Origin of the sequence: Vibrio genomosp. F10 str. 9ZD137 (assembly GCF_049974785.1) — a bacterium.
Lineage (GTDB): Bacteria > Pseudomonadota > Gammaproteobacteria > Enterobacterales > Vibrionaceae > Vibrio.
The window spans coordinates 1-3,562 of record NZ_JBNGCJ010000733.1; the positions used below are offsets into that span (position 1 = coordinate 1).

Genomic DNA, 3,562 nt, shown 5'->3' on the forward strand with positions numbered 1-3,562 from the left:
CCGCCGTTCTACCAACTGAACTAAGGGGGAATTGCTGTAAAGCGGGGCGAATTTTAACGAGAGAACTTTAGGCTGTCAACTATTTGGAAACAGAAAATAGTGAATATATTTTGTAGAAATTCACTTTACTTTCTCTTATGCCTTATCGCTATTGGGCTGCATTTACTTATCCACTAAATTTGTGGATAAGTGTGTGAATTACTCGGTAGAACTGGGTTTTACTGAATAAATAGAGTTAAGATTCTAATTCGTTCAGGGTGTGAAGTGTAAAATAATTTATTGTAACTTAAGGATTAATGGGAAGTTCTGAGTGTTTGATTGAAAATTTTTTGAGAATGAAGAGAAGGGTAAATTGTTCACGTTGCACTAAATTGGGGAAATCTTGTGAATAAAAATGAGTGTTTTTTACGAGGATGACGGTGTAGGGCGAAAGATAATACCAAAAGGAAAATGGATTATCCAGTCTAAATACGGTGTGTGCTCTCTTTTTATCATGATTAAAAGAAATTTTTTAGACGAGTCTTAAATATAAATATTGCAGGTGTATATACATACAGCGACAATGGTGGGAGTGAGAGTCTAATGTCATGGAGAGAAGATGAGTAAAGTGTTCAATTTAAAGTCTGATTATCAGCCGTCAGGCGATCAACCCACTGCAATTAAAAAGCTGCTCGAGGGTTTGGATTCAGGTTTAGCTCATCAAACATTGTTGGGGGTAACGGGATCGGGCAAAACCTTTACACTAGCGAATGTGATTGCTGAATCACAGCGGCCTGCGATTTTACTCGCTCCTAATAAAACATTGGCTGCGCAGCTTTACGGAGAAATGAAGTCGTTTTTCCCCAATAACTCCGTCGAGTATTTTGTTTCCTATTACGACTATTACCAGCCCGAAGCATATGTACCAACGACAGATACTTTTATAGAAAAAGACTCCTCTATCAATGCACATATCGAGCAGATGCGTTTGTCTGCCACCAAAGCACTACTTGAACGTAAAGACGCCATTATTATTGCTTCCGTCTCTGCCATTTATGGTTTGGGTGATCCTGCCTCTTATTTGAAGATGATGTTACATATCTGCCGTGGCGATGTGATGAACCAACGAGATATCTTACGTCGTTTGGCAGAGCTTCAATATTCTCGCAATGATGTTGCCTTTGAGCGCGGTCAATTTCGAGTTCGTGGTGAAGTCATTGATGTTTTCCCTGCGGAGTCAGAGCAAGATGCAGTGAGAATAGAGATGTTCGACGATGAAATCGATTGTATCAGTGTGTTTGACCCTCTTACTGGTGTCGTGAAGCAGAGAGATCTACCCCGCTATACTATTTACCCTAAAACTCACTACGTGACACCGAGAGAACGTATTCTTGATGCCATTGAGCATATAAAGAAAGACTTGAAAGAACGTCAGACGTATCTACTTGAGAACAATAAACTTCTAGAAGAGCAAAGGATCAGTCAGCGTACCCAATTTGATCTTGAAATGATGAATGAGCTTGGCTTTTGCTCTGGTATTGAAAACTACTCTCGTTACTTGAGTGGCCGGAAAGAGGGTGAGCCGCCACCGACGTTATTTGATTACTTACCTGAAGATGGTGTTCTGATTATCGATGAATCGCATGTGACCGTGCCTCAGATTGGGGCAATGTTTAAAGGAGATAGATCGAGAAAAGAAACCCTCGTTGAATTTGGATTTAGGCTACCTTCAGCTCTGGATAATCGTCCGCTAAAGTTTGAAGAATTTGAATCTCTCGCGCCACAAACCATTTTTGTTTCAGCCACACCGGGTAACTACGAATTGGAGAAGTCAGCCAATGATATTGCTGATCAAGTGGTTAGGCCGACCGGTCTGCTTGATCCACAGATTGAGGTGCGTCCTGTCGCGACACAAGTGGATGACCTTTTATCTGAAATTAGAATTCGGTCTAAGAAAGATGAACGTGTACTGGTCACGACATTGACAAAAAGAATGGCTGAAGACTTGACGGAATACCTAACCGAACATGGTGTTAAAGTCCGTTATTTACACTCAGATATTGATACGGTAGAACGAGTTGAAATAATACGGGATCTACGCTTAGGCGAGTTTGACGTGTTAGTGGGTATTAACTTACTCCGTGAAGGTTTGGATATGCCGGAAGTTTCTCTGGTGGCCATACTTGACGCCGATAAAGAAGGGTTCTTACGTTCAGAGCGTTCGCTCATACAGACGATAGGCCGTGCGGCCCGAAATTTAGAAGGTCGAGCGATTTTATATGGCGACTCGATAACTAAATCGATGAAAAAAGCGATCGATGAAACCAACCGCCGTCGTGAAAAACAGCAAGCGTATAACCTTGAGAAGGGGATCACTCCTCAAGCATTGAAGCGCAGCGTTAAAGACATTATGGAAATCGGCGACATCGCTAAGTCAAAGAAGAAGAAAACAAGTAAGCAAGTGCCATTATCTCAAGTGGCAGAGCCGTCATTGGCTTACAACACGTTAACGCCGCAAGAGCTGGATAAAGAGATTAAGAGAATGGAAGCGCAGATGTATCAACATGCGCAAGATTTGGAGTTTGAGCTAGCAGCGGCAAAGCGCGATGGTATCGAGAAGTTGCGTCAGCAGTTCATCGCCAATAGTTAGAAAACAAACAAAAGAAAGTCGATAATAACAAGCCAATTGAGCATGACTTTATTGGCTTTGTTTTTTTATAGGTTTTTTACACACCGAGATTTTTATAAATCCGCTTAGAGTATCTTCTATCGTTGTCATTTGATTATGATTCGTGAGGTCAACATTCATTCGCGATGTAGCACACAAAAGCAGCCTTTCGATGCTATATTAATGATGCCTTATGTTTGCAAAATGCAATTCGTAATGCAATTATCTAGAAAAATGCAAATAACTAATGGCTAGGTTATGCAGCAACTGTCAGATGTACATAAATCTAAATATCTATTGATGGTAGAGGATACCGCGTCGGTCGCGGCTCTGTATCGATCTTACCTCACCCCGCTAGGTATAGACATTAATATTGTCGGAACGGGGCGTGATGCGCTTGATAGCTTAAAGAATCGAACGCCCGACCTTATCTTGCTTGATTTACGACTGCCAGATATGACTGGGATGGACGTCCTTGAAAGTGCGAAGCAAATTCACCCAGACGTGCCTGTTATTTTTATGACAGCCCATGGATCTATCGATACCGCTGTTGAAGCCATGCGTTTGGGCGCTCAGGACTTTCTTATTAAGCCTTGTGAAGCGGATCGTCTGCGTGTCACGGTGAATAATGCTATTCGTAAGGCGAGTAAGCTTAAAAACAAAGATGACTACCCTGGTAATCAAAACTACCAAGGTTTCATTGGCAGCAGCCACATGATGCAATCGGTCTACCGCACGATTGACTCAGCCGCTACCAGTAAAGCCAGTATATTCATTACCGGAGAAAGTGGTACCGGTAAAGAAGTCTGCGCCGAAGCGATTCATGCGGCCAGCAAGCGTGGTGATAAACCCTTTATTGCAATTAACTGTGCGGCTATCCCTAAAGATCTGATTGAGAGTGAGCTGTTTGGTCAC

The 3,562-nt window shown here is 42.2% G+C and carries 2 protein-coding genes; both read left to right on the plus strand.

The window, feature by feature from the left end:
* Positions 1–598: 598 nt before the first annotated feature.
* Positions 599–2,629, plus strand: coding sequence for an excinuclease ABC subunit UvrB (uvrB, locus tag ACP45E_RS17410; RefSeq protein ID WP_017037987.1), 2,031 nt, complete (start codon positions 599–601; stop codon positions 2,627–2,629).
* Between the two features lie 276 nt (positions 2,630–2,905).
* Positions 2,906–3,562: sigma-54-dependent transcriptional regulator (locus tag ACP45E_RS17415; protein WP_141707392.1), on the plus strand; the 657-nt coding region annotated here is incomplete at its 3' end.